Raw genomic sequence first — 22761 nt, forward strand, 5'->3', positions numbered from 1 at the left:
AGCAGGACCTTCGACCCGGTCGGATTCGCCTGCGGTGAGGGCGAGTTGGACGGCGAACACGGGTGCGTGCGGAGCGAGCCGTCCCGGCCGGGAGGTCCACCGGTGCGATGGGTAGGGTGGACCGGCTCAAGGCCCGCTCCGGACTGAGCTACGGGACGCTGGCCAAGCGGCTGCACACCAGCACGTCCACGCTGCACCGCTACTGCAACGGCACGGCGCTGCCCCATGAGTTCGTGGCGGCGGAGCGGTTCGCCCGCCTGTGCCGCGCGACGCCGGAAGAGCTGATGGAGCTGCACCGGAGCTGGATCCTGGCCGACGCGGTCCGGTGATCACCGTCAAGGGCGGCCAGCGCGACTTCCCGTACAAGGTCAGCGAGTCCGACCCGGAGGTCTTCTACGTCGTCGCGCACGCCAAGGCGCACGACGTCCGCTGGGACCTCAGCGTGGACTGGTCCAGCGGGGACCGCCACGGCACCGTCCGGGTCGACAACCGCGGGACGCCCTTCCGCACCAGCGCGAACGTCAACCGCCCCGGCTACGACTACCCGCCGGGCTACAGCGAGTGGATCAAGCGCGAGGGCGGCTGAGGAGGCCGTGGACAGGCCCTGAGGCCGGGCCGTTCCGTCCCCCCGTACGGAACGGCCCGCTTGACGGTGTCCGCTACTTCAGCAGGAAGTCGTAGACCGCCTGCCGCCCGGCCGGGTTGGCCGCCCGGTTCTGCACCGAGTGCGCCGCTCCGGGCACGATCACGATCTCCGGGTGGTGCGCCGACTCGGCCTGCTGGTACAGCCATTCGTACGGCGTGGCCAGGTCCCGGTCCCCGCCGAGCAGCAGCACCGGCACGTCGGGCAGCTTGCGGTGCTCCGGCGGCAGCGGCGGCACCTGCTCACGCGGCCAGTCCAGGCAGACCAGCAGGGAGCCCAGCCCGGTCGCGGTCGCCGGGTCGTACGGCCAGGTCTGCTCGGCGGTGAGCCGCTGCCGGGTGCGCTCCACCGCCGCCGCGCGGCCCTCGACGGGGGTGTCGGCGGTGCCCCACGGGAAGCGTGAGTCGGCGCACAGGGCGGCGGAGTGCAGCCCCTGGCTGAGCTCCTCGGCCGGGGCGGCGTCGACCTCCCGGTGGACGAGGTCGAAGAAGTCCTGGAGCTTGGCGGGCTGCCCGGCGGCGGCCTCGTGCAGGATCTCCGGGACGGCGCCGTAGTCCGGGTCGATGAACTCGTAGCCGGTGAGCGCGCTCAGGATCTGCGCCCCGTTGCCGTACCGCCGGACGGTGGCGGCGAGGTCGGCGGCCGGGTCGGTGGTGCAGCCGGTGGCCCGGCAGGCGGCCCGCAGGACCCGGGCGGTGGCGGGCAGCGCGGCCAGGTCCAGGGGGTCGAAGCCCTCGCGCGGCGCCACCGAGTCGAGCACCAGCCGGGCCACCCGGTCCGGGTGGGCGAGGGCGTAGCGCCTGGCGACGACGGTGCCGTAGGAGACGCCGTCCAGGGTGAGGCGCCGGTCGCCGAGGGCGCGCCGCAGCAGGTCGATGTCGGCGACGGTGGCGGCCGTGCTGTAGAAGCGGGCGTTCGGGCCGAGGGCGGTGGCGCAGGCGGCGATGGACTGCTTGCGGGGCAGGGCGAGGTCGGAGGAGCCCATGTCCTCCTGGAGTCCCGGGCACTGGAGCGCGCCCCGGCCGGTGCCGCGCTGGTCGAACATCACCAGGCGGTAGTCCTTGAGGACGGGCGCCAGCTTGTCCGCCATCCGCTTGATCGTCGGGACGCCGGGCTGGCCGGGGCCGCCGACCAGGAACAGCAGGTCGCCCTTGGGGGCGTCGGCGTTGCCGCTCATCGCCACGTCGAGCGGGAGGGTGCCGGGGGTGGCGCCGCCGTGGTCGAGCGGCACGGTGAGGGTGCCGCAGGTGAACTCGGGCGCGTCCGGGCAGGGCGCCTGCCCGGTGATTCCGCCGCCGTACCGCCGCGGGTCGGCCGGCGCCGCGACGGCCGGGCCGGCCAGTGTGGTGCCGGCGACCACCGCGACGGCGCCCAGCAGGGCGGCGACGCGGCCTCGTGTGCTCGTCATGTTCGTCCTTCCGGTCACGCCGCGTCCGTACTGGCGCGGCCACGGAAGCAGCCTGCACTCCGGGGCACGCCACTGGCGAGAGTTCGGGCCGGAACCGCCGGGGACGGACCGTCAGAACCCGAATGGCGCAAGGGGCGCACAGGAGTTCGTACGACGCCCGCGAGGGCGGCGGGCCGGGCTGTCCGACCCCGGGGTGCCGGACCTGCCGCTGAGCGCCCACCAGAGCCTTCCCGCCGGGGCAACTGACAACTGATATGAATCACAGGAGAATTACCCATGCACATGGGCTGTTCCCGGCGCCCGCACCGCCCCTAGACTGCCGCTGCCCGCCGACCACGTCCTGCGGGCGACACCGCAGCGCGCTCGGCCCCAACTCGCCGCGCGCGCCCGCACGGAGGAGGAACCGAGCATGGTCAAGCACTACCTCAAGTACGCCTTCAGCACCCTCACCGCCGCGATGTTCCTGCACATGGCCTGATCCGCACGACCCCGGCCAGGGCCGGGTGGCGTACCGTCCGACCCTGGCCCGGGGAGCCCGCTTGTTCGCGACCGCAATGAGCCAACTGCGCTACGGCGCGTCGATCCTGACGAATCGCCGGATCCGGCCGGGCGACCTGGAACGCCTCGCCCGCGACCTGGTCGCCACCATCGCCGAGTTCGGCGAGCCCGGCGAGGACTCCGCGCTGCTGCCCGGCCGGGCCGGGCACGTCGACCCCCAGCTGCGCCGCGAGGTGGCCCGGCGCAGCCTGCGCGCCACCGCCCGCGCCGCCGCCCGGCACACCGCCTACTACCACCGGCTGTTCGCCGAACTCGACCTCGATCCGGCCACGTTGGAGCCGGAGGACTGGTCGCGGGTGCCGGTCACCCCCAAGCAGGCGCTGCGCGCGCTGCCCGCCGCCTTCGTCTCCGCCGCCGCCTCGCCGGCCCTGATGGCGCTCACCACCGGCACCAGCGGCACCCCCACCGCGGTGTGGTTCTCCCGCGACGAGATCGAGACCGCCATCGCCTTCAGCACCATCTCCGCCGTGCTCGGCCTCGGGCTGCGGCCCCGCCACACCGTCGCCTACGCCGGCTGCTCCCGCGCCACCCTGCCGCTGGTGTACGCCGAGGAGTCGACCACCCGCACCGGCGCCGGCTTCGTCCAGTTCGGCACCGTCGACCCGGCGCTGGCGCTGGACCGCCTGGCGGCCCCGCTCGGCCTGCCCGGCAAGGACCCGCAGATCACCCATCTGACCACCTCCGCCTCCTACCTGGCCGCCCTGGTCCAGGAGGCCGAGCGGCAGAAGTGGCAGAGCGCCGACTTCGGCCTGGAGTCGATCAGCGTCGGCGGCGAGGTGCTCTCCGCGCCGCTGCGCCGCCGGGCCGAGGCGGTGTTCGGCGCCGCGGTGTCCTCCGCGTACCTGATGACCGAGATCCTGCCGTCCGGCGCCACCCCCTGCGCCCGGGGCCATCTGCACCACACCACCGAGTTCGGGCACCTGGAGGTGCTCGACCCGGTCAGCGGGGAGCCGACCGCTCCGGGCGGGATCGGCACCGTGGTGCACACCCCGTACGTGCCCTACCGCGAGTGCACCCTGCTGCTGCGCTACGCCACCGGGGACCTGGTCCGCCTCCCGGACGGGCCGCCGGACTGCGAACTCGCCCACCTGCCGGCCACCTCGGAGATCCTCGGCCGCTGGTCCGGCCCGCTGAGCACCGCCGTCACCACCCGGCAGGTGCTCGACCTGGTGGAGGCCGAACCGGAGGTCCCGCTGCCCGCCCGCCACGCCCTCACCGAGGGGCCGGACGGACCGGAGGGCCCCGCCCGGCTGCACCTGCTGGTCCCCCGGCTGCCCGCGACCGCCCTGCACGGCCGGCTGGAGGAACGGGCCGGGGAGGCCGGGCTGCGGCTGGCCGGCATCGTGCTGCACGAGGACCGGGCCACCATGCCGCCGACCGCCCCCGTCCGCGCCGACCTGCGCGAACACAGCTTCGAGACATCGGGCGCCGGGCGCCCCGGGAGGCCGTGAATGGACGTCAGCCCCCTCGCGCTCACCGCGCTGAGCGGCGCCGTGGCCGTCGAGATCGCCGTCGCGGCCCGGTACCTGGCCGGGGTCCGGATGCCCCGGCCGCCGGTCGGGGTGTACACCGGGGGCGACATCGCCGTGCTGTGCGCCGGTGTGGTCGTCGCGCCGCTGCTGTACACCGCGCTGCCCGGGGCGGCCGTCTCCGCCGTGTTCGGCCTGGTGCTCTGCCTGGCCGTGCAGTTCACCCTCGCCCCGCTGCTCGCCGCCACCGGGCTGCGGGCCGCGCCGTGGTCCTGGGCGGCCGCCCTCGGCGGCACCGCCGCCACCGGACTCGCCGCCCTCACCGGCCACCCTGGCGGCGCCCGGGCCGGCGGCGACCTGCTGATCGCCGTCGCGGTGGTCGGCGTCGCCAACCTGTGGACCCAGAGCGGCCTGCGGGCGGGCCACACCGCCGCGCTGGCCGCCGTGCTCACCGGCTACGACCTGGTCGCCACCACTCTCACCGACACCACCGCCCGCTTCTTCGAGCAGGTCCGCGACCGGCCGTTCGCCCCGATGCTGGCCCTCACCGGCGGGCCCCAGCCGGTCGCGGTCGGCCTCGGCGACCTGCTGCTGCTCGTCCTGTTCCCGCTGGTCGCCGCCAAGGCCTACGGCCGCACCGCCGCGTGGGCGGCCGCCCTGGCCGGCCTGCTGGTGACGAGCGCCGTCAGCGCCTGCTTCGCGCTCGGCCTGCTGTCCACCGGCTTCCCGTTGCTCACCGCGCTCGGCCCGCTGATCGTCGCCCAGCACCTCCACTGGCGGCGCCGCTCGGGCGGCGAGCGCACCACCGCCCAGTGGCGCGAGGGCCGTTCCGGCCCGCCGCCACCGTCCGACACGGAACTCGCCGCCGCCCTGGCCGCCCCCGCCCCCGAGGGCGCGCCGCCGGGCAGCTGGCTGGCCCTCGGCGCCGGCCGGGTGCTGGGCACCGGACCGACCCCGGGGCGGGCCCGCCGCGATGCCCGCCGCCAGGGGGCGGAGGCCCCCACCACGGCCCGGATGGTCTGAGCTCACCGTCTGCCGCCCGGCGCACAAGTTCGGCCTGGACACCGTCGAGCAGCGGATGGACCTGCCCCTCTGAGCGGTCCGCCCGTCTCAGCCGTTCTCGGCGGCGCCCGCCGGGAGGAGGGCCGACTTCCGGTAGCTGTCCGGGGTGTGGCCGGTCCAGCGCTGGAAGGCCCGGCGCATGGCCCGCGGGTCGGCGTAGCCGAGGCGGGCGGCGATCGACTGGACCGAGAGCCGGGTGTCCCGCAGCAGGTGGGCGGCCCGTTCGTGGCGGACCGCGTCGATCTCCTCGCGCCAGGTCGTGCCGTGGTCGCTGAGCCGGCGCTGCAGGGTGCGCGGGCTCACCGCGAGCCGGCCGGCGACGCGTTCCAGCGAGAGCAGGTCGTCGGCCAGGGCTTCGGCCAGGGTGGCCCGGAAGGTGTCGCGCCAGTCGGGGGCCGGCCTGGCCGCGGCCAGGCCCAGCTCGACGTAGCGCCGCATGATGCGGGCCAGTTCCGGGTCCGCGGTGGCGGCCGCCCGCCCGGCGTCGAGCAGGACGATCGAGTTGGCGGGCTGGTCGAAGTCGATGCGGGCGGTGCCGAAGGCGTCGACCAGGTGGCGGTGCCGTCGTGGTGCCGGGTGGGCGAAGGCCACCCGGGCCAATCCGGCCGAGGTGCCGCCGGCCTCCCGCATCCGCCGCAGGAAGGTGGCCAGGGCGAAGACGCTGATCTCCCGGTCCACGCCGTCCCGGAACGGCAGCCCGTGGTAGTTCAGGGTGAGCCGCCGGCCGTCCTCGATCACGTCGAGCGAGACGGCCGGGTCGGTCAGCGCGGTGATCCAACGGGCGCCCTCCCGCAGGCCGTCGGCCAGTGTGGGGGCGCTGGTGACCAGGTAGTCCCAGGCGTGCAGGCTGCCCGTCGGGGCGTCCGAGGCGACCAGGAGGCCGGCCCCGTCCCCGCCCCGGGCGAAGATCAGCTCCCAGATCCGGTTGATCGCGGCGGTGGGGACCCGCGTCAGGTCATCGGCGAGTGCGGCCGGTTCCAGCCCGGTGGCCAGCGCGATCTCCTGCGGGGAGATCCCCAGGCGGAGCGCGCTGTTGCGGACGAGCCGCACCAGGTGGGCGGGAACCGTGTCTCTGTGCACAGCGCGCGAGTCTAATGGCACGCCAGAGAGCAAGGCCGGGGCACCCACCGGTCGCGAAGTGCCCCCCTCCCGGCGTGAACGGTCCCCGCTGGCGCCGTCGGTCCCCCCGGTGACGCGTCCGGCCTCCCGCCGGGCGGCCCGGCCCCGCCTACGGTCGAAACCGGGGGGCCGGTGGGTTCCCCGCAGTTCCCGAGCCAAGGACCAGCCATGACCGACCTGAAGATCCTCGCCATATCCGGCAGCCTGCGCACGCAGTCCCACAACACCGCCCTGCTGCACGCCGCCCGCAAGCTCAACCCGGGCGGCCTGGAGATCGAGGTGTACGACCGCCTGCGGGAGATCCCGCCCTACGACTTCGACCTGGACACCCCCGAGGCCCGGCCCGCCGTCGTGCAGGAGCTGCGCGACCGCATCGCCGCGGCCGACGGACTGCTGATCGCCACACCGGAGTTCAACTACTCCGTCCCCGGTGTCCTGAAGAACGCGATCGACTGGGTCAGCACCGACTGGACCAAGTCCGAGGGCCTTCCGCTGCAGCGCAAGCCGATCGCGATCCTCGGTGCCGCCCCGACCAACTTCGGCTCGGTCCGGGCCCAGCTGGCGCTGCGGCAGGTGTTCATCTGGACGCACAGCGACGTCGTGGTGAAGCCCGAGGTCATCGTCTTCCGCTCGCACGAGCGCTTCGACGAGCAGGGCGACCTGGTGGACGAGGGCACCATCGCGCTCCTCCAGGACCTCCTCGGCGCACTCAAGCAGAAGATCACCGCCGCGCGCTGATCCGCAAGACCCGGTGGACGGACCCCAGGACCGACCAATCCCGCTTCGCTGACCTGGAGTTCTGGACGGACGAGCCCGGAACCGGTCTCCTACTGGACAGTTGGCAGGTCTGACGGGGCTTCAGGGCGGGCATAAGACCAGCAACCGGTTATGGGCCCGGCCGCAACTCCCCCACGAGTGCGACCGGGCCCCGACCGGTGACCGGGCCTGGGCGTGACTCCCCCCACGGAGCAGCGGCCGGGCCCGATTGCTGTTCATCCGGCGACACGCAGCGTACATGTCATCTCTACCCAGCGCTACCTCGCGGTCGACCGAGTCGCCGGATGTCGACTGTTGTCGACTGTTGTCGACTGTTGTCGACAGAGCACGGCACCGCCCGGAGTCTTACCGAAGCGTGACACGACCTCCGGATCGGCCCGTCGCCGGGGCGGCGGGCGATAGCGTCGCCGGTCATGAGGATTCTGGTCACCGGCGGCGCCGGGTTCATCGGTTCGGCGGTCGTGCGGGCCCTGGTCGCGGCGGGCCACGACGTCCGGGTCCTGGACGCGCTGCTGCCCGCCGTCCACCCCACCGGGGCGTGCCCCGCGCTGCCGGAGGGCGTCGACTTCCGGCACGGGGACGTCCGGGACGAGGCGGCGGTCGGCTCGGCGCTGGCCGGGGTGGACGCGGTCTGCCACCAGGCCGCCATGGTGGGCCTGGGCCTGGACCTCGACGACGCGCCCGCCTACGCGGGCTGCAACGACCTGGGCACGGCCGTCCTGCTCGCCGCGATGGCCCGCGCGGGGGTGCGCAGCCTGGTCCTCGGCGGCTCCATGGTGGTCTACGGCGAGGGCCGCTACCGCTGCCCGGAACACGGGGAGGTCGCCCCCGGCCCCCGGCACCCCGGCGAGTTGGACGCCGGCCGCTTCGAGCCGCCCTGCCCCGAGTGCGGCGCCGCGCTGCACCCCGGCCTGGTCGCCGAGGACGCCCCGGCCGACCCGCGCAACGTCTACGCGGCCACCAAGCTCGCCCAGGAGCACCTGGCCGGCGCCTGGGCCCGCGCCTGCGGCGGCCGGCTCCTGACGCTGCGCTACCACAACGTCTACGGCCCCGGGATGCCGCGCGACACCCCGTACGCCGGGGTGGCCTCGCTGTTCCGCTCGGCGCTGGCCCGGGGCGAGGCGCCGCGGGTGTTCGAGGACGGCGGGCAGCGCCGGGACTTCGTGCACGTCCGGGACGTCGCGGACGCCAACCTGGCCGCGCTCACGGCCGTCGGCGACCGCCCGCCGGGCAGCGTCCGGGCGTACAACACCGGCAGCGGCGAAGTCCGTACGGTCGGCGAGATGGCCGGGGCGCTGGCCGCCGCCCACGGCGGGCCGGCGCCGGTGGTCACCGGCCAGTACCGGCTCGGCGACGTCCGGCACATCACCGCGGACTCCGCGCGGCTGCGCGCGGAGCTGGGCTGGCGGGCCCGGGTGGCCTTCACGGCGGGCATGACGGAGTTCGCGGCGGCGCCCCAGCGCGGGTGACCGCGCCCGGTGCTCAGCCCCGGGCGGCCGGCAGCACGATCTCGAAGCAGCAACCCCCGGCGACGTTGCGCACCCGGGCCCGCCCGGCGTGCGCCTCCACGATGCCGCGGACGATGGCCAGCCCGAGCCCGGCGCCGCCCTCACCCCGCTCCCGGGCGCTGCCCGGATCGGCCGAGCGGGGCGTGCGGGCGGTGCTGCCGCGCCAGCCCGTCTCGAACACCCGGGGCAGGTCCGGCTCCGGGATGCCGCCGCAGCCGTCGGTGACCGCCAGCACCACCTCGTCCGCCTCCCGGCGGGCGGAGACGGCGACCACGCCGTCCTCCGGGGTCGACCGGATGGCGTTGACCAGCAGGTTGCCGAGCACCCGGGTGATCTCGCCGGAGTCCACCTCCACCGGTTCGGCGGCGACCTGCCCGCCCTCCAGCCGGACCCCGCGCTGGCGGGCCAGCGGATGGGCCCCGGCGAGCGCCTCGTCGACCAGGTCGTACACCGACACCCGGGACACCGACAGGGCCAGCGCCCCGGCCTGGATCCGGGACAGCTCGAAGAGGTCGTCCACCATCCCGGTGAGCCGCTCGACCTCGGCGCGCATCCGCCGCAGGTAGTCCTGCGGGTGCTCGGCGACGCCGTCCTCCAGCGCCTCCGCCATGGCCCGCAGGCCCGCCAGCGGGGTGCGCAGGTCGTGCGAGATCCAGGCGATCAGCTCGCGGCGGGAGGCGTCCAGGGCCTGGGTCCGGGCCCGGGACTCCGCGAGCCGGGCGCTGGTGGCGGCCAGTTCGGCGCCCAGCTGGGCCAGCTCCAGGCCCAGCGGGCGCTCCGGCGCGGCGAACCCGGTGTCGCTGCCGACCGTCCGGGCGGCGGCGGTCAGCGCCCGGCTCCCGGCCACCACCTGGCGCCCGAGCAGCGCCGCGGTGGCCAGCGAGACCACGGCGGCCATCGCCAGCACCGTGATCACCACGCCCAGATCGTGCCGGGACAGGAACATCGCCTGGGCCACCGCGAAGGTCCCGGAGGTGACCGCCAGCACGGTGACGGCGGCGACGCAGAACAGCGACAGCGCGAGCGAACGGCGCCGCAGCAGCCGCACCGCCAGCCAGCCGAGCAGGCCGGCCCCGCCGGCGCCGAGCGCGGCGAACAGGGCGATCAGCAGCAGGTCCTTCACGCCGCCCCGCCCTCTCCGCCCGTCTCCGGACCGCCCGCCGCTCCGCCGGACTCCGGGCCGCCCGCCGCTCTGCCGGACTCCGGGCCTCCGGCCGGGGCCGGGTCGTAGCGGTAGCCCACGCCCCAGACCGTGGAGATCAGCCGCGGCGCGGCCGGGTCGTCCTCGATCTTCTCCCGCAGGCGGCGGACGTGGACGGTCACCGTGGAGAGGTCGCCGAAGTCCCAGCCCCAGACCCGCTCCATCAGCTCCTGCCGGGCGAACACCGTGTGCGGGTGCCGGAGCAGGAATGCCAGCAGATCGAACTCCCGCAGGGTGAGCGCCAGTTCACGTCCGTCCCGGTACGCCCGGCGGGCCTGCGGGTCGAGCGCGACGTCCCCCGAGACCACCCGCCCGCCGACCGGTCCGGCCGCCGCGCCCGCACGGGAGCGGCGCAGCACCGACTGCACCCGCAGGACGAGTTCGCGCGGGCTGAACGGCTTGGTGACGTAGTCGTCCGCGCCCAGTTCCAGCCCGAGGATGCGATCGGTCTCGTCGCCCTTGGCGGTGAGCAGGACGACCGGCAGCTCCGCACCGTCCGGGTCGGCCCGCAGCCTGCGGAGGATCTCCAGGCCGTCGATGCCCGGGAGCATCAGGTCCAGGACCAGCAGGTCCGGCCGGGCGCTACGGGCCAGGGCCAGCCCCGCGGGGCCGTCGGCGGCGCGGTCGACCTGGTGACCGGCCCGGGTGAGGTAGCCGGCGACGACCTCGGCCACGGTGGGGTCGTCGTCGACCACCAGGATGCGGCCTGGCCGCGCCGGGCCGGCGGGGGCGGTCGCCGGGCCGGCCGGGGCGGGCACCGCTCCGGCGGGGATGGGCGCCGCTCCGGCGGGGATGGGGCTCTCGTTCACCCCGCCGAGGATACGAGGCGCCGGCCCCGGCGGACGGCCTGCGGGCCCCGCGTCCGACTTCCGTAAGAACCTCGCGGCGGTGCCCGGCACCGGCGCGCGCTCCCCCGAACGGGCCCCGCCGCCCGGCCGTCGTACTTCCGTAAGGGCGCGGCTGGGCCCCGGCGGTGCCGGCCGCGGTTAGCGTGACCGGCGTGACTCCTCCCCTCGCTCCCGCAGCGGTCGTCGACGTCGTCCTGCCCTGCCTCGACGAGGCCGCCGCCCTGCCCTGGGTGCTCGGACGCATCCCGGCCGGCTGGCGGGCCGTCGTCGTGGACAACGGCTCGCGCGACGGCTCCGCCGAGCTGGCCCGCTCCCTCGGCGCCACCGTCGTCGAGGAACCCCGGCGCGGCTTCGGCGCCGCCTGCCACGCCGGGCTGCGCGCCGCCACCGCCGAGCTGGTCTGCTTCATGGACTGCGACGGCTCGCTCGACCCGGCCCAACTCCCCCGGGTCACCGGCCCGGTGCTGGCCGGCGCCGCCGACCTGGTGCTCGGCCGCCGCCGGCCCGCCACCGCCGGCGCCTGGCCGGTGCACGCCCGGCTGGCCAATGCCGTCCTCGCCCGCCGGCTGCGGGCCCGCACCGGCGCCCGGCTGCACGACCTCGGCCCGATGCGGGCCGCCCGGCGGGAACGGCTGCTCGCCCTCGGGCTCGGCGACCGGCGCTCCGGCTACCCGCTGGAGATGGTCCTGGCGGCCTCCGCCGCCGGGCTGCGGATCGCCGAGACGCCCGTCGACTACCTGCCGCGCGCGGGCCGCTCCAAGGTCACCGGCACCCTGCGCGGCACCCGCCAGGCCGTCCGCGACATGCGGGCGGTGCTGGCCGCGCCGCCGCCCACCCTGCTGGTGATCGCCAAGGCGCCCGTCCCCGGCCGGGTGAAGACCCGGCTCACCCCGCCCTGCACCCCGGCGCAGGCCGCCGCCCTGGCCGAGGCCGCGCTGGCCGACACCCTGCACGCCCTGACCGCGATGCCCGCCGGGCGCCGCCTGCTGGTCCTGGACGGCGAGCCGGGCGACTGGCTGCCGCCGGGCTGGGACGTCCTCCCCCAGTGCGGCGGCGGCCTGGACCGACGGCTCGCCGCCGCCTTCGCCCACGCCGCCCGGCTGGCCCCGGACGCCCCCGCGCTGCTGGTCGGCATGGACACCCCGCAACTGGACCCGGCCGCCCTCGCCGAACCGCTGTCCGCCGCCCGGCGGCCGGGCCTGGACGCCTGGTACGGCCCGGCGGCCGACGGCGGGTTCTGGGCGCTCGGCCTGGCCCGGCCGACCGAGCGGCTGGCGGCACACCTGCTGCACGACGTCCCGATGTCCACCCCGGACACCGGCGCGGCCCTGCTCCGGCGGCTCGCGGAGGCCGGCCTGACCGTCCACCGGCTGCCCCGGCTGACCGACGTCGACACCGTCGACGACGCCCGGCAGGTGGCCGAGGAAGCCCCGCACAGCCGCTTCGCCACCCGGCTGCGCGCCCTCGACTCCGTTCCGGAGGTGGCGAGTTGACGGTCGCCGCACCCTGGGTGGACGACCCCTTCGCGGAGGCCGTCCGCACCGGCTACGGCCCGCTCTGGCTGCGCCGCGAGGACGGCCGGCGGCTGCACCTGGACATCGAGCGCTGGTGCGCCCCGGCGGCCGGCGCCGACCACAGCCTGCTGCTGCGCTGCGCCCGGCTGGCCGCGCCCGTCCTGGACCTCGGCTGCGGCCCGGGCCGGCTGGTGGCCGCGCTGCTCGCCCTCGGGGTGCCGGCCCTCGGGGTGGACGTCACCAGGGCGGCGGTGGCCCGCACGGTGGGCCTGGGCGGGGCGGCGCTCTGCCGTTCGGTGTTCGACCGGCTGCCCGCCGAGGGCCGCTGGGGCGCTGCCCTGCTCGCGGACGGCAACCTCGGCATCGGCGGCGACCCGGACGCCCTGCTCCGCCGGGGTGCCGAACTCCTCGCCCCCGAGGGGCTGTTGCTGGTGGAGGTGGAGGCGGAGGAGGTGGACGAGCGGTCCGTCGTCCGGGTGGAGGGGCCGGACGGCCGACTCGGCCCGGCCTTCCCCTGGGCGCGGCTCGGAACGGCCGCCGCCCTGCGACGGGCCCGCGCCGCCGGGCTGGTCGAGGCGGAGCGCTGGACCTCGCACGGCCGCCGCTTCCTCGCCCTGCGCAAGGGCTGAACCGGCCCGCACGGAGCCCCGTGCGCCACACTGGTGCGCGTCGTCCGGCGGACCGGGCGGCACGGGTACGGGAGGGGGCAGCGGTGGGCACGGACACCGTCAGGGCGTTGGCGGCGGCACTCGGGGGCGGGGACGACGCCGTACGGGAGGTCCGCCCCGGTCACCACCGGCTGGCCGTCCCGGACCAGCACGGCGACGGCTTCACCGTGGACGTCCTCGGCGACGGACGCACCGCGCACCGGGTGCTCCACCTCCTGCCCGGCGGCGGCCTCAACGTCGACGCCGACTACTGCACCGCCCAGGGCCGCAGCCTGGCCCGCTACTTCGCCGACCACGGCTACCTGGTGATCGGCACCACCCCCCGCGAGGACGCGCTGGTCCCCGAGCGGATCGGCCCCCGGTGCGCCGACTGGGGCCTGGACGGCCACCGGGCGGACCTCGAACGGGTCATCGCCGCCGCCGAGTCCGCCACCGGCCTGCCGCACGAGCTGCTCGGCCACTCGGCCGGGGCCGCGCTCGCCCTGGCCACCGCCGCCCGCAGCGGCGGCGCGGGCCCCCGGCGGGTGCTCGTCCTGGACACCACCGGCCCCTACCACCCGCAGCGGGAGCCGGAGTCGCTCGCCCGGGCCGAGGCGCTGACCGACCTGTTCCGGCAGCAGCTGGACGCCGGCGTCCGGACCGTCGACCCCGGGCTGAAGGGCCTGTTCGCCCGCGCGGCCGCCGCCCCGGACGCCCCGAGCGGGGTGCCCCGGCCGGTGGACGGGTCAGCCCCGTTCAGCAACCTCGGGCTGCTCCACTACGCCCTCACCCACACCCGGGACCTGCCCGGCCCGGCGAACTGGATCCACCACCGCGGGCACAGCACCGGCGGCTACCGCTTCGGCGCCACCCCCGCCGAGGACCGCTTCACCCTGACCCACACGCCGCTGGCCGTCTGGCAGCAGGCGGTCGCCCGCCTCGGCAGCGGCCTCCAGCCGACCGCGCTGCTGCGCGACCTGGCGGCGATCTGGGCCGGCCGGACGGAGACCTACGCGATCGACTGGGCGGCGATCCGGGCCGAAGTGGTCTGGCTGAACGCCGAGTTCGGGCGCGGCGACCACGACCTCGGCGCCCGGCTGATCGCCCGGGGCGGCGCGAACGTCGACTACCGGGTGGTGCCGGACTACGGCCACGGCGACGTGGTCTGGTCGGCCACCGCCGAGCGCGACGTGTGGAGCCTGCTGCTGCCCCCGCGGTGACGGCCGGCCGTCAGGTCCGCTCGCCGGCGCCCGTCCGCAGCGGCTCCGGGCCCTCGGGCTCCGGGCCCTCGGGCTCCGGGTCCTCGGGCGCCGGGCGCCACTGCGGGTGCTCGCGCTCGGCCCAGCTCCGCTCGACCAGCCCGGTGCGCATCCCCAGCCGCGACTCGCCGTCCCGCCAGGCCATCCGGACGTGCCCGGCGATCACCACGGCGATGGCGGCGGCCAGCCAGTCGTGCACGAAGGTCGCGCCGGTGCGCCAGGCCGGCGGAGCGAGGTGGGTGAGCCACATCAGCAGCCCGGTGCCGAGGATCACCAGCATCGAACCCAGCGTCCACTGGGCGTACAGCTTCTGCCCGGCGTTGAACTTGCCGGCCGGGCGGTGCGCGGCCCGGGCCCGGCGGGCGCGCAGCCACTGCCGGTCCGCCGGGGTGAAGCGGCTCAGCCGAGAGAAGTCGGCGCGCAGCGCCCGGGAGGCGAGGCCGAGCAGCAGCGGCACCGGCAGTGCCAGGCCGCACCACACGTGCACGGTGACCACCAGCGGCCGGTTGCCGACCAGTTGGGCGAGCGGCGCGAGGTAGAGGCAGGCGGCGGTGGCCAGGCAGACGCCCATCAGGGCGGCGGTGGTGCGGTGCACCCAGCGCTCGGCGCGGGTGAAGCGCAGGACCAGATCAGCTCGTCGGTGCATCGTCCCGCCCGTTCGACCGGCCGACCCAGGCGTCGACGTCATAACCGTTGCCCTCCCAGTACCCCGGCTGGACGGAGTCCGTGACGGTGATGCCGGAGAGCCACTTCGCGGACTTGTAGAAGTACATCGGCGCGACGTACAGCCGCACCGGCCCGCCGTGCTGGTGGCCGATCGGCTTGTCCTCCAGCCGCAGCGCCACCAGCACGTCGTCCCGCCGGGCCTGTTCGAGGGTGAGGCTCTCGGTGTAGGCGTCGTCGAAGCAGCTGAAGCGGACGGCCTTCGCGCCCGGCCGCACCCCGGCGGCGTCCAGCAGGTGCGCCAGCGGCACCCCCTCGAAGGGGGTGTTCGGCACCCGCCACCCGGTGACGCACTGGACGTCCTTGACCAGCCGCCGCTGCGGCATCGCCTGGAGGTCGGCGAGCCGGTGGGTGGCGGGGTGGTCCACCAGGCCGTCCACGGTGAGCGTGTAGTCGGCCGCGCCGCGCTCGGGGACGGAGGTGACCACCGAGTAGTAGCGGAAGCCGTTGTTGCCGGGCAGCAGCCCGGTCAGGCCGCTCGGGTCGCGCTCCGCCAGCCCGGACTCCACCCGCTGCAGGAACGGCCCGGCGGCCACCCCGGCCGCCCCCAGGCCGAGCAGCCCGAGCACCACCCGGCGCCCGACCGGGGTGCCCCGGCCCTCTTCGTCTGTACTGTCCACGCGACTGTCCACGCGACGATTCGACCAGTTCGACCCGGTCCGGGGCCAGTCGCGGCGGCGTCCCGTCAGACTTTCGTCATCTCCGGCCCGGCGCCGCGCACCGGCCGCGGCGGCAGGGCGCGGGCCAGTCCGCGCACCGCGGGGACCACCAGCACGCAGGCCAGCGCGGCGCCGTACGCGGTGCGCTGGGCCTCCTCGCCGCCCACCAGGTAGAGCAGTTGCCCGGCCGCCGGGACGGCCAGCCACTCCCAGCGGCCGTCCAGCGCGACCAGGGCCACCACCAGCAGCCCGTACCAGGGGTAGCTGGGGGCGACCAGCAGCAGGGCCGTCCCGGTCACCGTCAGCGCGCCCCGCCAGGGCCGGTCCGGGTCACCGCGCCGCAGCACCCGGAGCACCACCGCCGCCAGCACCAGGGCGGCCGCCCACGGCGCCCAGCGGTCCGGCAGCACCGCCCGCACCAGGCCGAAGCGCTCCAGGTGGCCCTGCTCGTAGCCCTCCTCCCGCAGGTAGCCGGGCAGGTAGCCGAGGACGCCCACGCCGGAGAGCGCGACGTACGGCAGGTAGGCCGCCGCGAAGGTGCCGAGGGCCGAGGCGAGCAGCACCAGGTCGCGCTTGGCGGGCCGCCGGGCGAGCAGGCCCGAGAGCGCCCCGGGCAGGGCGAGGGCCGGCAGCAGCTTGGTGGCGACCGCCGCCCCGAGCAGGACGCCGCCGGCCCCGGCCCGGCGGCGGGCCGCACAGCCGAGGCCGGCCACCATCAGCAGCGCGCCGAGGGTGTCCACGTGGGCGTCGTTGACGGCCCACACCGTCACGCCCGGGCACCAGCCCCACAGCGCCGCCCGCCGGCTGCGCCCGCCGACGGCCAGCAGCACGCCGGTGGTGGCGACGGCCAGCAGGGCGCCGCCCACCTGGACGCCGCGCACCCCGCCGCCGAAGGGGTGTTCGGCGAGGAACCAGGCCTCGGCGACCGGCGGGTAGACGGTGTGCACGGCGGGCCGGTTGATCCGGGTGCAGTCCCCGGCGGCGGTCCGGTGCTCGTCCCAGGCCGTGCAGCCGCCTGTCGTCGGGAACAGGCCGGGATCGCGCAGGGCGCGCAGGGCCGGGTCGTCCGGGGTGTGGGCGTACGGGGAGGTGCCGGCCGCCTGGACCCGGCCGTCCCACACGTAGCGGTAGGCGTCGTCGCTGGTGCGCGGCGGCGCGAGCAGCCCGACGGCGGCGACCAGGACGCTCCCGGCCAGGACGACCGGCACCACCCGGCGGTCCTCCACCCGCCGCAGCAGGAGCAGCGCGAGCGCGAAGAGGGCGGCGTCCAGGGTGTACCAGTCGTGCAGCGGCGCCCGGTCGGCGAGGGTGCCGCCGCCGGTCACGGTCAGGGCCAGGGCCGCGACCAGGGCGGTCAGGGCCGCGGCGCAGGGCAGGGTCCGGGTGAGCACCGGCCGGTCAGCGGCCCGGGACACCGGGCAGTCCGGTGGTGAGGCCGTCCAGGGCGTGCGGGCAGGGGCACTCGCGGACCGCGGGCAGGGCCTCCAGGGCCTTGAACAGCACCGTGCGCAGTCGGTCGACGTTGCCGGCGAAGACCTCCAGCACCTCCGCGTGGGTCACCCCGTCCCCGCTCTCGACACCGGCGTCGTGGTCGGTGACCAGGGCCAACGAGCTGTAGCAGAGCCCGAGTTCACGTGCCAGAACGGCCTCCGGATGCCCGGTCATCCCGACCACCGACCAGCCGTTCGCGGTGAACCAGCGCGACTCCGCCCGGGTGGAGAACCGCGGACCCTCGATCACCACCAGCGTCCCGCCGTCCACCGGCTCCCAGGCCGCCGAACGCGCCGCCCCCAGCACCGCCCGCCGCCCCGCCGGACAGTACGGATCCGCCATCGACACGTGCACCACCCCCGGCACCGAACCGTCCGGCAGCACCCGCCCGTCGTAGAAGGTCTGCACCCGCCCCGAGGTCCGGTCCACGAACTGGTCCGGCACCACCAGCGTGCCCGGACCGTACTCCTCCCGCAGCCCGCCCACCGCACACGGCCCCAGCACCTGCCGCACCCCCAACGAGTGCAACGCCCACAGGTTCGCCCGGTAGTCGATCCGGTGCGGCGGCACCCCGTGCCCCCGCCCGTGCCGCGGCAGGAACGCCACCCGGCGCCCCGCCACCTCCCCCACGAACACCGCGTCACTCGGCGGCCCGTACGGCGTCTCCACCCGCACCTCCACCACCTCCTCCAGCAACGCGTACAACCCCGAACCACCGATCACACCCAGCTCGGCCCGGGGCTCCTTCTGCGCGTTCTGACGTGGCGTCATGCTTCAGCACCTCTCCTCGGGAGTTCGATCCCGACCAATGTAGGAGCGGACGGGGACGGCCTCGGCGAAGCGCGTCCTTACGATTCCCGAACGCCGCCGCCCACGCGGCGTCGGCGGGCCCGGCGACGGACCCGGCGCAGCCGGAGCGCGAGCGCGACGCCGGACGCGCCGAACAGCACGCCGGTGATGGCGAGCCAGCGGCCGAGGTAGACCCCCTCCGACAGCCCGGTGGCACCCGGGTAGGGCGCGGAGAGGCCGAGGATCAGCGGGAACCAGACGAGCAGCAGCAGGCCGGACAGGAACACCGGGACGCGCAGGAAGTTGATCCAGTCCACCGCCGGGGCCCGTTCCGCGCGGTGGCGCAGCACCGACCGGGCCGAGAGGTCCGCGAGCGAGTAGAGCGGCAGCAGGATCAGGTCGTGGACGACGGCCGCGCCGACGAACCAGAGCGCCACCGCCAACGGCCGTACGGCCACCAGGCGTTCGACGGCGAAGCCGGTCAGGGCGAGGGAGGCGAGGAGCGCCAGCAGGTGCAGCGGCCCGGCGCCGTACCAGCGGGCGAGGGTGCCTGGGTTCGGGGCGGTCACATGGCTCATCTCGGTCAGGTCCGGAAGGTGAGCCGGCCCACCCACTTGGTGTTGTTCACACCGGGGTTGGCCGGGACGATGATCCGGGCGGGGTAGCCGTGGTCGAGCGAGAGCTCGGCGCCGTTGACGTGCAGGGCGAGCAGCGAGCGCGGGTCGCGGATCTGGTTGCCGCGCAGCACCACGGAGCTGTAGGGGCCGGGCGGTTGGACGGACTCCACCAGCACGTCGGCCGCGTCGGGCAGTCCGGCCAGGGCGGCGAGGTCGGCGAGCCGCAGTCCGCTCCACCGCTGGTCCTCGGTGGACCAGCCCTCCACGCAGGCGATCGGCAGCCGGGCCGAGCGCTGCGGCAGGGCGAGCAGCTGCTCCCGGGAGAACACCACCACCGGCCCGGCACCGTACAGTTCCAGCCGCCAGTCGGGCCCCACGCTCGCGGCCGAGATGCCGACGGCGGCGGCCGTCTTGTTGACCTGGAAGCCGTTCGGCCCGGAATCCCGGTCGCGGTTGTGCGGCGCCAGCAGCGCGGTGCCGCGCCACCGGCCGCCGATGCTCTGGCCCGCGGTGACCACCAGCAGGGCCAGCGAGCCCGCGCCGACCAGCGCGAGCGCCCCGCGCCGGGCGATCGTCGGCGAGGCGGGTTCGGGCGCCACCAGGCCGTCCGCGTCCGGCGGTTCGGGTCGGGTGCCGGTCCGGCCGGTGCGCAGCTCCACGAGCAGCGAACGGGACCGCAGGGCGCGGAGCATCCGGCCGAACCTGAGGCCGACGTGGACGGCGAACGCGGCGATGAACACCCACGCCCCGTAGAAGTGCAGGGTGTAGAACGACCCCGGGAAGACGTAGTGCAGTTGGATGTTGAGGATCCCGGTGGCGAACTCGAAGACGGCCCCGCCGACCAGCATCAGCAGGGACAGCCGCTCCAGCCCGTGGGCCGCGCTGCGCACCGGCGGCCACTCGAACAGCTTGGGGATCACCGACCACAGCTTGGCCAGCAGCACCGGGACCAGGACGACGCCGAGGGTCACGTGCACGCCCTGGGTGAGCCGGTACAGCCAGGACGGGCTGGTGGGCCAGTCGAAGAGGTAGAAGCCCAGTACGCCCTTGTCCGGCGTCTGGTCGTTCAGTGGGCCGAGGTCGGGGTTGTAGGCGGCGTAGGACAGGGCGCCGGTGACGAAGAGCACGGGGATCCCGACCAGCAGCACCAGCCCGAACACCGAGGTCAGCCAGGGCCCGCGGATCGGGCTGCGCCAGAACCGGGGCCGGAACGGCCCGGGCGGCGCGGGCGGTACGGGCAGTCGGCCGAGGCGCTCGGCGAGCCCGTCCGCAAGCCCTGTTGCGAGCCCTTTCGCGCGCCCCGCCAGCCTGGCGCCGGCCGCCCGTACCCCGGTGAGCCACCGGGGCCGCTTCCGGGGCGCGCCGCCGTCACCGTCGCCGCCACCGTCGTCGACGTCACCGCCGTCGCGTGCCGTGCCCACCGACCACCTCCAGCTGCCCGGGGATCCGCCGGGCGCGGCCCGCGCGGCAGGGAACGGGCGGGCGCCGGCACTCCGTTCGGCGTCGGAGGACCGGTCGGCCGCAGCCCGCCCGACAGCCAACCACCTGCGGGGACCCGCCCGGGCGGAGCCGCCCGGACCGGGCTGGAGCCTCACCCGTACGGCCGCACCCCGGCGCCGACCGGCCGCCCGCTCAGGGCCGGGGCCGGGTCGGCCCCGCCGGGCCCCGGGAGCCCGGGGCCGGCTTCGATCGCCGCGGTTCGAATACGGGGAGGGGTATATTCGGTCGAGCCGGTCCATCCACCGGGGAGCCTTGAGAAGGGAGCGCGGCATGTGCCGCCGAATCGCCTGCCGTACCTGCGGGAAGCCGACCTACGCCGGGTGCGGAATGCACGTCGAACAGGTGCTGGCCGGGATCCCCGCCTCCCAGCGGTGCTCCTGCCCGCCCAAGGAGCGGACCTCCGGCGGCTGGCTCGGACGCCTGTTCCGGCGCCGCTGACAGCAAGGCCTGCCGGTGGCCCTGGCCCCGAAGCCCCGTAGACCCCACCCGGTGGCCGCGTGCCACCGGCACCGGGTGCACCCCCGTTCGCGGCGGCCGGCCGTCGCGAACGGGGGTTCGGCTGTCGAGAACGTCACATCCGACCCGCCTTCTGCCGGGCCTCCCGGGCATGTCATCATCTGAAGACATCATCCGATGACATCGGCTGATGACATCCCTCGGTCACCTGTACCCCGGGGTGCCCGGGGTCGGCTACCCGCTCCCCGGTTCGGATTCTCGATCTGTGACAAGGGAGGGCGCGTCCATGGAGACCCGAACGGGCCTGTCGACGCGACGTGAGCGGGCCCTGGTGCCCGTGCTGGTGTTCCTCAGCGCCGTGGTGGCGGTGATCAGCAGCCTCGGCGCTCCGATGATCCCGACCATCGCCACCGTCGACCACGTATCGCTCGCCGAGGCCCAGTGGTCGCTGACCATCACCATGCTGGTCGGGGCGGTCGCCACCCCGGTGCTCGGACGCCTCGGCGACGGGCCGGACCGCCGTACGGTCACCCTGGTAGCCGCCGCCGTGGTGGTGCTCGGCAGTGTGCTGGCCGCGCTGCCGCTCGGTTTCTGGTGGCTGATCGCCGGACGGGCCCTGCAGGGCGTCGGGCTCGGCCTCACCCCACTGGCCATCGCCACCGCGCGGGACGCCGTGCCGGCCGAGAAGTCCCGCTCGGCGGTCGCGCTGCTGTCGATCACCACCGTCGCCGGCGTCGGCCTGGGCTACCCGATCACCGGGCTGATCTCCCAGTCCTTCGGCATCCACGCCGGATTCTGGTTCGGCGCCGTGATCAGCGGCCTGGCCCTGGCGCTCGCCGCCCTCGTCCTGCCCCGGCCCGCCCACCGCGAACGGCGCCCGCTGGACGTGCCCGGCGCCGTGCTGCTCAGCCTCGCCCTGGTCGGCCTGCTGCTGGTGCTCAGCGAGGGCGAGAGCTGGGGCTGGGGCTGGGCCGGCGGCCGGCTGTGGACGGTCGCGGCGCTGTCGCTGCTGCTGCTCGCCGGCTGGATCCGGCACGAGCTGCGCACCGCCCACCCACTGGTCGACCTGCGCAGCCTCAGCAACCCCATCGTGCTGACCGCCGACGTGGCCGGCCTGGTCGGCGGCGTCGGGATGTACCTGCTGATCTCCCTGGTGATCCGCTACGTCCAGACCCCGACCAGCACCGGCTACGGCCTGGGCGCCTCGGTCGTGGTCGCCGGCCTGGTGCTGCTGCCCTTCTCGGCGGCCAGCCTGGCGTCCAGCAAGATGCTGCCGCTCCTCACCCGGCGCGCCTCCTCCGCCCTCGTCCTGCCGATCGGCTGCGCCGTCTCGCTCGCCTCGATGCTGTTCTTCCTGTTCGCCCGCGACCGGCTGTGGGAGCAACTCGTGGTGATGGCGCTCGCCGGGCTCGGGGTCGGCTGCACCTTCGCCGTGATGCCGGGGCTGATCGTCGCCGCGGTGCCCGCCCACGAGGTCGGCAGCGCCGTCAGCTTCAACCAACTGCTGCGCACCATCGGCTACTCCACCGGCAGCGCGCTGTGCGGCGCCGTGCTCCAGGCGCACACCGCGCCGGGCCGGCTGCTGCCCGCCGACAGCGGCTACCGGGACGCGGCGCTGATCGGCTGCGTGGTCTGGGTGGTGATCGGCGTGATTACGATCGTCCTGCCGCGCGTCAGTGCCGCGGCCGCCGCCCGGGACGACGGTCTGCGGGTGGACGAGGAGCTGATGGTGGAAGAGAGCATCGCCGACGCCGTGGCCGGCGAGAGCGAGGTACCCGTGCTGCGGGCGGGGGCCGACCGGTGAGCGCGCCGGCCTCCCCGGCCGATGGGCCCGACCCCGCACCGACCAACCCCGCACCGACCAACCCCGCACCGACCGACCCCGCACCGACCGCGTCCCCCCGGCGCCGGGACGCCGCCCGCAGCCGCGAGCTGCTGATCCGGGCTGCCCTGGAACTCTTCGCCGAACGCGGCTACGACCGCACCACCACCCGGGAGATCGGCGAACGGGCCGGCGTGGACCCGGCGCTGATCGCCCGCTACTTCGGCGGCAAGACCCAGCTCTACCTGGCCACCGTCCGACTCGAACTGGGCGACGAGGCACCGGCCGACCTGCTGGAGGAGGAGCGGCTGCGCACCCTGCTGGTGCGGCTCACCCAGCGCGGCCCCGGCCCCTCCTTCCAGGCCGCGGTGACCCCCGGCGACAACACCGAGGTGCAGCAGGCCTCCCGCACCTACCTCTACGAGCGGATGGTGCACCCGCTGCACGAGCGCTTCGCCGCCGAGGGGGTGGACCGCCCGCAGCTGCGCGCCGAACTGGCCACGGCGGCCTTCGCCGGGGTCATCCTGGCCCGCTCCAGCGGGGCCTTCGCCGAGCTCGCGGCGGCCGACCCGGAGGAGCTGCTGCCGCTGCTCCAGGAGCTGCTGGCCGCGAGCCGGCCGAACTGACACCGGCCCCGGGGCCCGGGACGGCGGCCACGGGCCCCGAACGGCGGCCCCGCGCATCAGGCGGT

At 75.9% G+C, this 22761-nt stretch carries 21 protein-coding genes and 2 pseudogenes; 13 read left to right on the forward strand and 10 right to left on the reverse strand.

The window, feature by feature from the left end:
- Positions 1-107: 107 nt before the first annotated feature.
- The gene (locus ACZ47G_RS35835) at positions 108-329 is read left to right on the forward strand and encodes a helix-turn-helix domain-containing protein (protein WP_465750050.1); all 222 of its coding nucleotides are present in this window, start codon (positions 108-110) and stop codon (positions 327-329) included.
- Positions 323-586 (forward strand): annotated as a pseudogene (locus tag ACZ47G_RS35840) (transcriptional regulator); the annotation flags it as partial. The gene ACZ47G_RS35835 and the pseudogene ACZ47G_RS35840, both read left to right, overlap by 7 nt.
- Before the next feature lie 73 nt (positions 587-659).
- Here ACZ47G_RS35840 and ACZ47G_RS35845 read toward each other — a convergent pair.
- Entirely contained in the window at positions 660-2051 is a 1392-nt protein-coding gene (locus ACZ47G_RS35845) for an alpha/beta fold hydrolase (RefSeq protein ID WP_465750052.1), read from the reverse strand.
- 539 nt (positions 2052-2590) lie between these two features.
- Here ACZ47G_RS35845 and ACZ47G_RS35850 point away from each other — a divergent pair.
- A complete protein-coding gene (locus ACZ47G_RS35850; protein WP_465750054.1) occupies positions 2591-4060 on the forward strand; it encodes a phenylacetate--CoA ligase family protein in 1470 nt (489 codons plus the stop codon).
- Complete coding sequence (locus tag ACZ47G_RS35855; protein WP_465750056.1) at positions 4061-5101, forward strand: hypothetical protein; 1041 nt, start codon at positions 4061-4063, stop codon at positions 5099-5101.
- Between the two features lie 87 nt (positions 5102-5188).
- Here ACZ47G_RS35855 and ACZ47G_RS35860 read toward each other — a convergent pair whose 3' ends face one another.
- Positions 5189-6220: an AraC family transcriptional regulator ligand-binding domain-containing protein gene (locus ACZ47G_RS35860; protein WP_465750058.1), complete on the reverse strand. Its 1032-nt coding sequence runs from the start codon at positions 6218-6220 to the stop codon at positions 5189-5191.
- Positions 6221-6427: 207 nt separating this feature from the next.
- Between ACZ47G_RS35860 and ACZ47G_RS35865 the strand changes: the two genes are divergently transcribed.
- On the forward strand, positions 6428-6997 hold the full coding sequence (locus ACZ47G_RS35865) for an NADPH-dependent FMN reductase (protein WP_465750060.1): 570 nt from the start codon (positions 6428-6430) through the stop codon (positions 6995-6997).
- Between the two features lie 452 nt (positions 6998-7449).
- The gene (locus tag ACZ47G_RS35870; protein WP_465750062.1) at positions 7450-8505 is read left to right on the forward strand and encodes an NAD-dependent epimerase/dehydratase family protein; all 1056 of its coding nucleotides are present in this window, start codon (positions 7450-7452) and stop codon (positions 8503-8505) included.
- A gap of 13 nt (positions 8506-8518) precedes the next feature.
- On the opposite strand, the gene ACZ47G_RS35875 is transcribed toward ACZ47G_RS35870, so the two are convergent.
- Positions 8519-9667, reverse strand: coding sequence for a sensor histidine kinase (locus ACZ47G_RS35875; RefSeq protein WP_465750064.1), 1149 nt, complete (start codon positions 9665-9667; stop codon positions 8519-8521).
- Positions 9664-10446: a response regulator transcription factor gene (locus ACZ47G_RS35880; RefSeq protein ID WP_465750114.1), complete on the reverse strand. Its 783-nt coding sequence runs from the start codon at positions 10444-10446 to the stop codon at positions 9664-9666. Before ACZ47G_RS35880 ends, ACZ47G_RS35875 begins: the two co-directional genes overlap by 4 nt.
- A 299-nt stretch (positions 10447-10745) precedes the next feature.
- Here ACZ47G_RS35880 and ACZ47G_RS35885 point away from each other — a divergent pair.
- The 4 genes and pseudogenes from ACZ47G_RS35885 to ACZ47G_RS35900 all read left to right on the forward strand — a co-directional run.
- Positions 10746-11456, forward strand: a pseudogene (locus tag ACZ47G_RS35885) (glycosyltransferase family 2 protein); the annotation flags it as partial.
- Positions 11457-11558: 102 nt separating this feature from the next.
- Positions 11559-12086 (forward strand): TIGR04282 family arsenosugar biosynthesis glycosyltransferase, encoded by a 528-nt coding sequence (locus ACZ47G_RS35890; RefSeq protein ID WP_465750116.1) that lies wholly within the window; start codon positions 11559-11561, stop codon positions 12084-12086.
- Positions 12083-12736 carry a methyltransferase domain-containing protein gene (locus ACZ47G_RS35895; RefSeq protein WP_465750066.1) on the forward strand — a complete coding sequence of 218 codons (654 nt, stop codon included), beginning with the start codon at positions 12083-12085 and terminating at the stop codon, positions 12734-12736. Before ACZ47G_RS35890 ends, ACZ47G_RS35895 begins: the two co-directional genes overlap by 4 nt.
- 83 nt (positions 12737-12819) lie before the next feature.
- Positions 12820-13974 carry a thioesterase domain-containing protein gene (locus tag ACZ47G_RS35900; protein ID WP_465750068.1) on the forward strand — a complete coding sequence of 385 codons (1155 nt, stop codon included), beginning with the start codon at positions 12820-12822 and terminating at the stop codon, positions 13972-13974.
- Between the two features lie 10 nt (positions 13975-13984).
- Here the strand turns inward: ACZ47G_RS35900 and ACZ47G_RS35905 are convergent, their stop codons facing one another.
- From ACZ47G_RS35905 to ACZ47G_RS35930, 6 genes are all read right to left on the reverse strand, one after another.
- Entirely contained in the window at positions 13985-14659 is a 675-nt protein-coding gene (locus ACZ47G_RS35905) for a cytochrome b/b6 domain-containing protein (RefSeq protein ID WP_465750070.1), read from the reverse strand.
- The gene (locus ACZ47G_RS35910; RefSeq protein ID WP_465750073.1) at positions 14643-15356 is read right to left on the reverse strand and encodes a molybdopterin-dependent oxidoreductase; all 714 of its coding nucleotides are present in this window, start codon (positions 15354-15356) and stop codon (positions 14643-14645) included. The genes ACZ47G_RS35905 and ACZ47G_RS35910 overlap by 17 nt, the downstream gene beginning before the upstream one ends.
- Positions 15357-15421: 65 nt before the next feature.
- Positions 15422-16810 carry a hypothetical protein gene (locus ACZ47G_RS35915; RefSeq protein WP_465750075.1) on the reverse strand — a complete coding sequence of 463 codons (1389 nt, stop codon included), beginning with the start codon at positions 16808-16810 and terminating at the stop codon, positions 15422-15424.
- Positions 16794-17657 carry an S-methyl-5'-thioadenosine phosphorylase gene (locus ACZ47G_RS35920; protein ID WP_465750077.1) on the reverse strand — a complete coding sequence of 288 codons (864 nt, stop codon included), beginning with the start codon at positions 17655-17657 and terminating at the stop codon, positions 16794-16796. The genes ACZ47G_RS35915 and ACZ47G_RS35920 overlap by 17 nt, the downstream gene beginning before the upstream one ends.
- 77 nt (positions 17658-17734) lie before the next feature.
- Entirely contained in the window at positions 17735-18253 is a 519-nt protein-coding gene (locus ACZ47G_RS35925; RefSeq protein WP_465750079.1) for a hypothetical protein, read from the reverse strand.
- A 5-nt stretch (positions 18254-18258) separates the two neighbouring features.
- The gene (locus ACZ47G_RS35930; protein ID WP_465750118.1) at positions 18259-19533 is read right to left on the reverse strand and encodes a molybdopterin-dependent oxidoreductase; all 1275 of its coding nucleotides are present in this window, start codon (positions 19531-19533) and stop codon (positions 18259-18261) included.
- 529 nt (positions 19534-20062) lie between these two features.
- On the opposite strand from ACZ47G_RS35930, the gene ACZ47G_RS35935 reads away from it, so the two are divergent.
- The 3 genes from ACZ47G_RS35935 (at position 20063) to ACZ47G_RS35945 (ending at position 22696) form a co-directional block, all read left to right on the forward strand.
- On the forward strand, positions 20063-20230 hold the full coding sequence (locus ACZ47G_RS35935; protein ID WP_465750081.1) for a hypothetical protein: 168 nt from the start codon (positions 20063-20065) through the stop codon (positions 20228-20230).
- 304 nt (positions 20231-20534) lie between these two features.
- A complete protein-coding gene (locus tag ACZ47G_RS35940) occupies positions 20535-22052 on the forward strand; it encodes an MFS transporter (protein WP_465750083.1) in 1518 nt (505 codons plus the stop codon).
- Entirely contained in the window at positions 22049-22696 is a 648-nt protein-coding gene (locus ACZ47G_RS35945; RefSeq protein ID WP_465750085.1) for a TetR/AcrR family transcriptional regulator, read from the forward strand. The genes ACZ47G_RS35940 and ACZ47G_RS35945 overlap by 4 nt, the downstream gene beginning before the upstream one ends.
- The last annotated feature ends 65 nt before the right edge of the window (positions 22697-22761 follow it).

The sequence above is a fragment of the Kitasatospora sp. NPDC030952 genome (genome assembly GCF_055571335.1).

Excerpts from the sequence above, each read along its gene's own strand:
- ACZ47G_RS35845 (WP_465750052.1), bottom strand. The coding sequence starts at position 2,051 with ATGACGAGCACACGAGGCCGCGTCGCCGCCCTGCTGGGCGCCGTCGCG.
- ACZ47G_RS35935 (WP_465750081.1), top strand. The coding sequence starts at position 20,063 with ATGTGCCGCCGAATCGCCTGCCGTACCTGCGGGAAGCCGACCTACGCC.
- ACZ47G_RS35835 (WP_465750050.1), top strand. The coding sequence starts at position 108 with ATGGGTAGGGTGGACCGGCTCAAGGCCCGCTCCGGACTGAGCTACGGG.
- ACZ47G_RS35865 (WP_465750060.1), top strand. The coding sequence starts at position 6,428 with ATGACCGACCTGAAGATCCTCGCCATATCCGGCAGCCTGCGCACGCAG.
- ACZ47G_RS35905 (WP_465750070.1), bottom strand. The coding sequence starts at position 14,659 with ATGCACCGACGAGCTGATCTGGTCCTGCGCTTCACCCGCGCCGAGCGC.
- ACZ47G_RS35855 (WP_465750056.1), top strand. The coding sequence starts at position 4,061 with ATGGACGTCAGCCCCCTCGCGCTCACCGCGCTGAGCGGCGCCGTGGCC.
- ACZ47G_RS35925 (WP_465750079.1), bottom strand. The coding sequence starts at position 18,253 with ATGAGCCATGTGACCGCCCCGAACCCAGGCACCCTCGCCCGCTGGTAC.
- ACZ47G_RS35870 (WP_465750062.1), top strand. The coding sequence starts at position 7,450 with ATGAGGATTCTGGTCACCGGCGGCGCCGGGTTCATCGGTTCGGCGGTC.
- ACZ47G_RS35940 (WP_465750083.1), top strand. The coding sequence starts at position 20,535 with ATGGAGACCCGAACGGGCCTGTCGACGCGACGTGAGCGGGCCCTGGTG.
- ACZ47G_RS35890 (WP_465750116.1), top strand. The coding sequence starts at position 11,559 with ATGCCCGCCGGGCGCCGCCTGCTGGTCCTGGACGGCGAGCCGGGCGAC.
- ACZ47G_RS35920 (WP_465750077.1), bottom strand. The coding sequence starts at position 17,657 with ATGACGCCACGTCAGAACGCGCAGAAGGAGCCCCGGGCCGAGCTGGGT.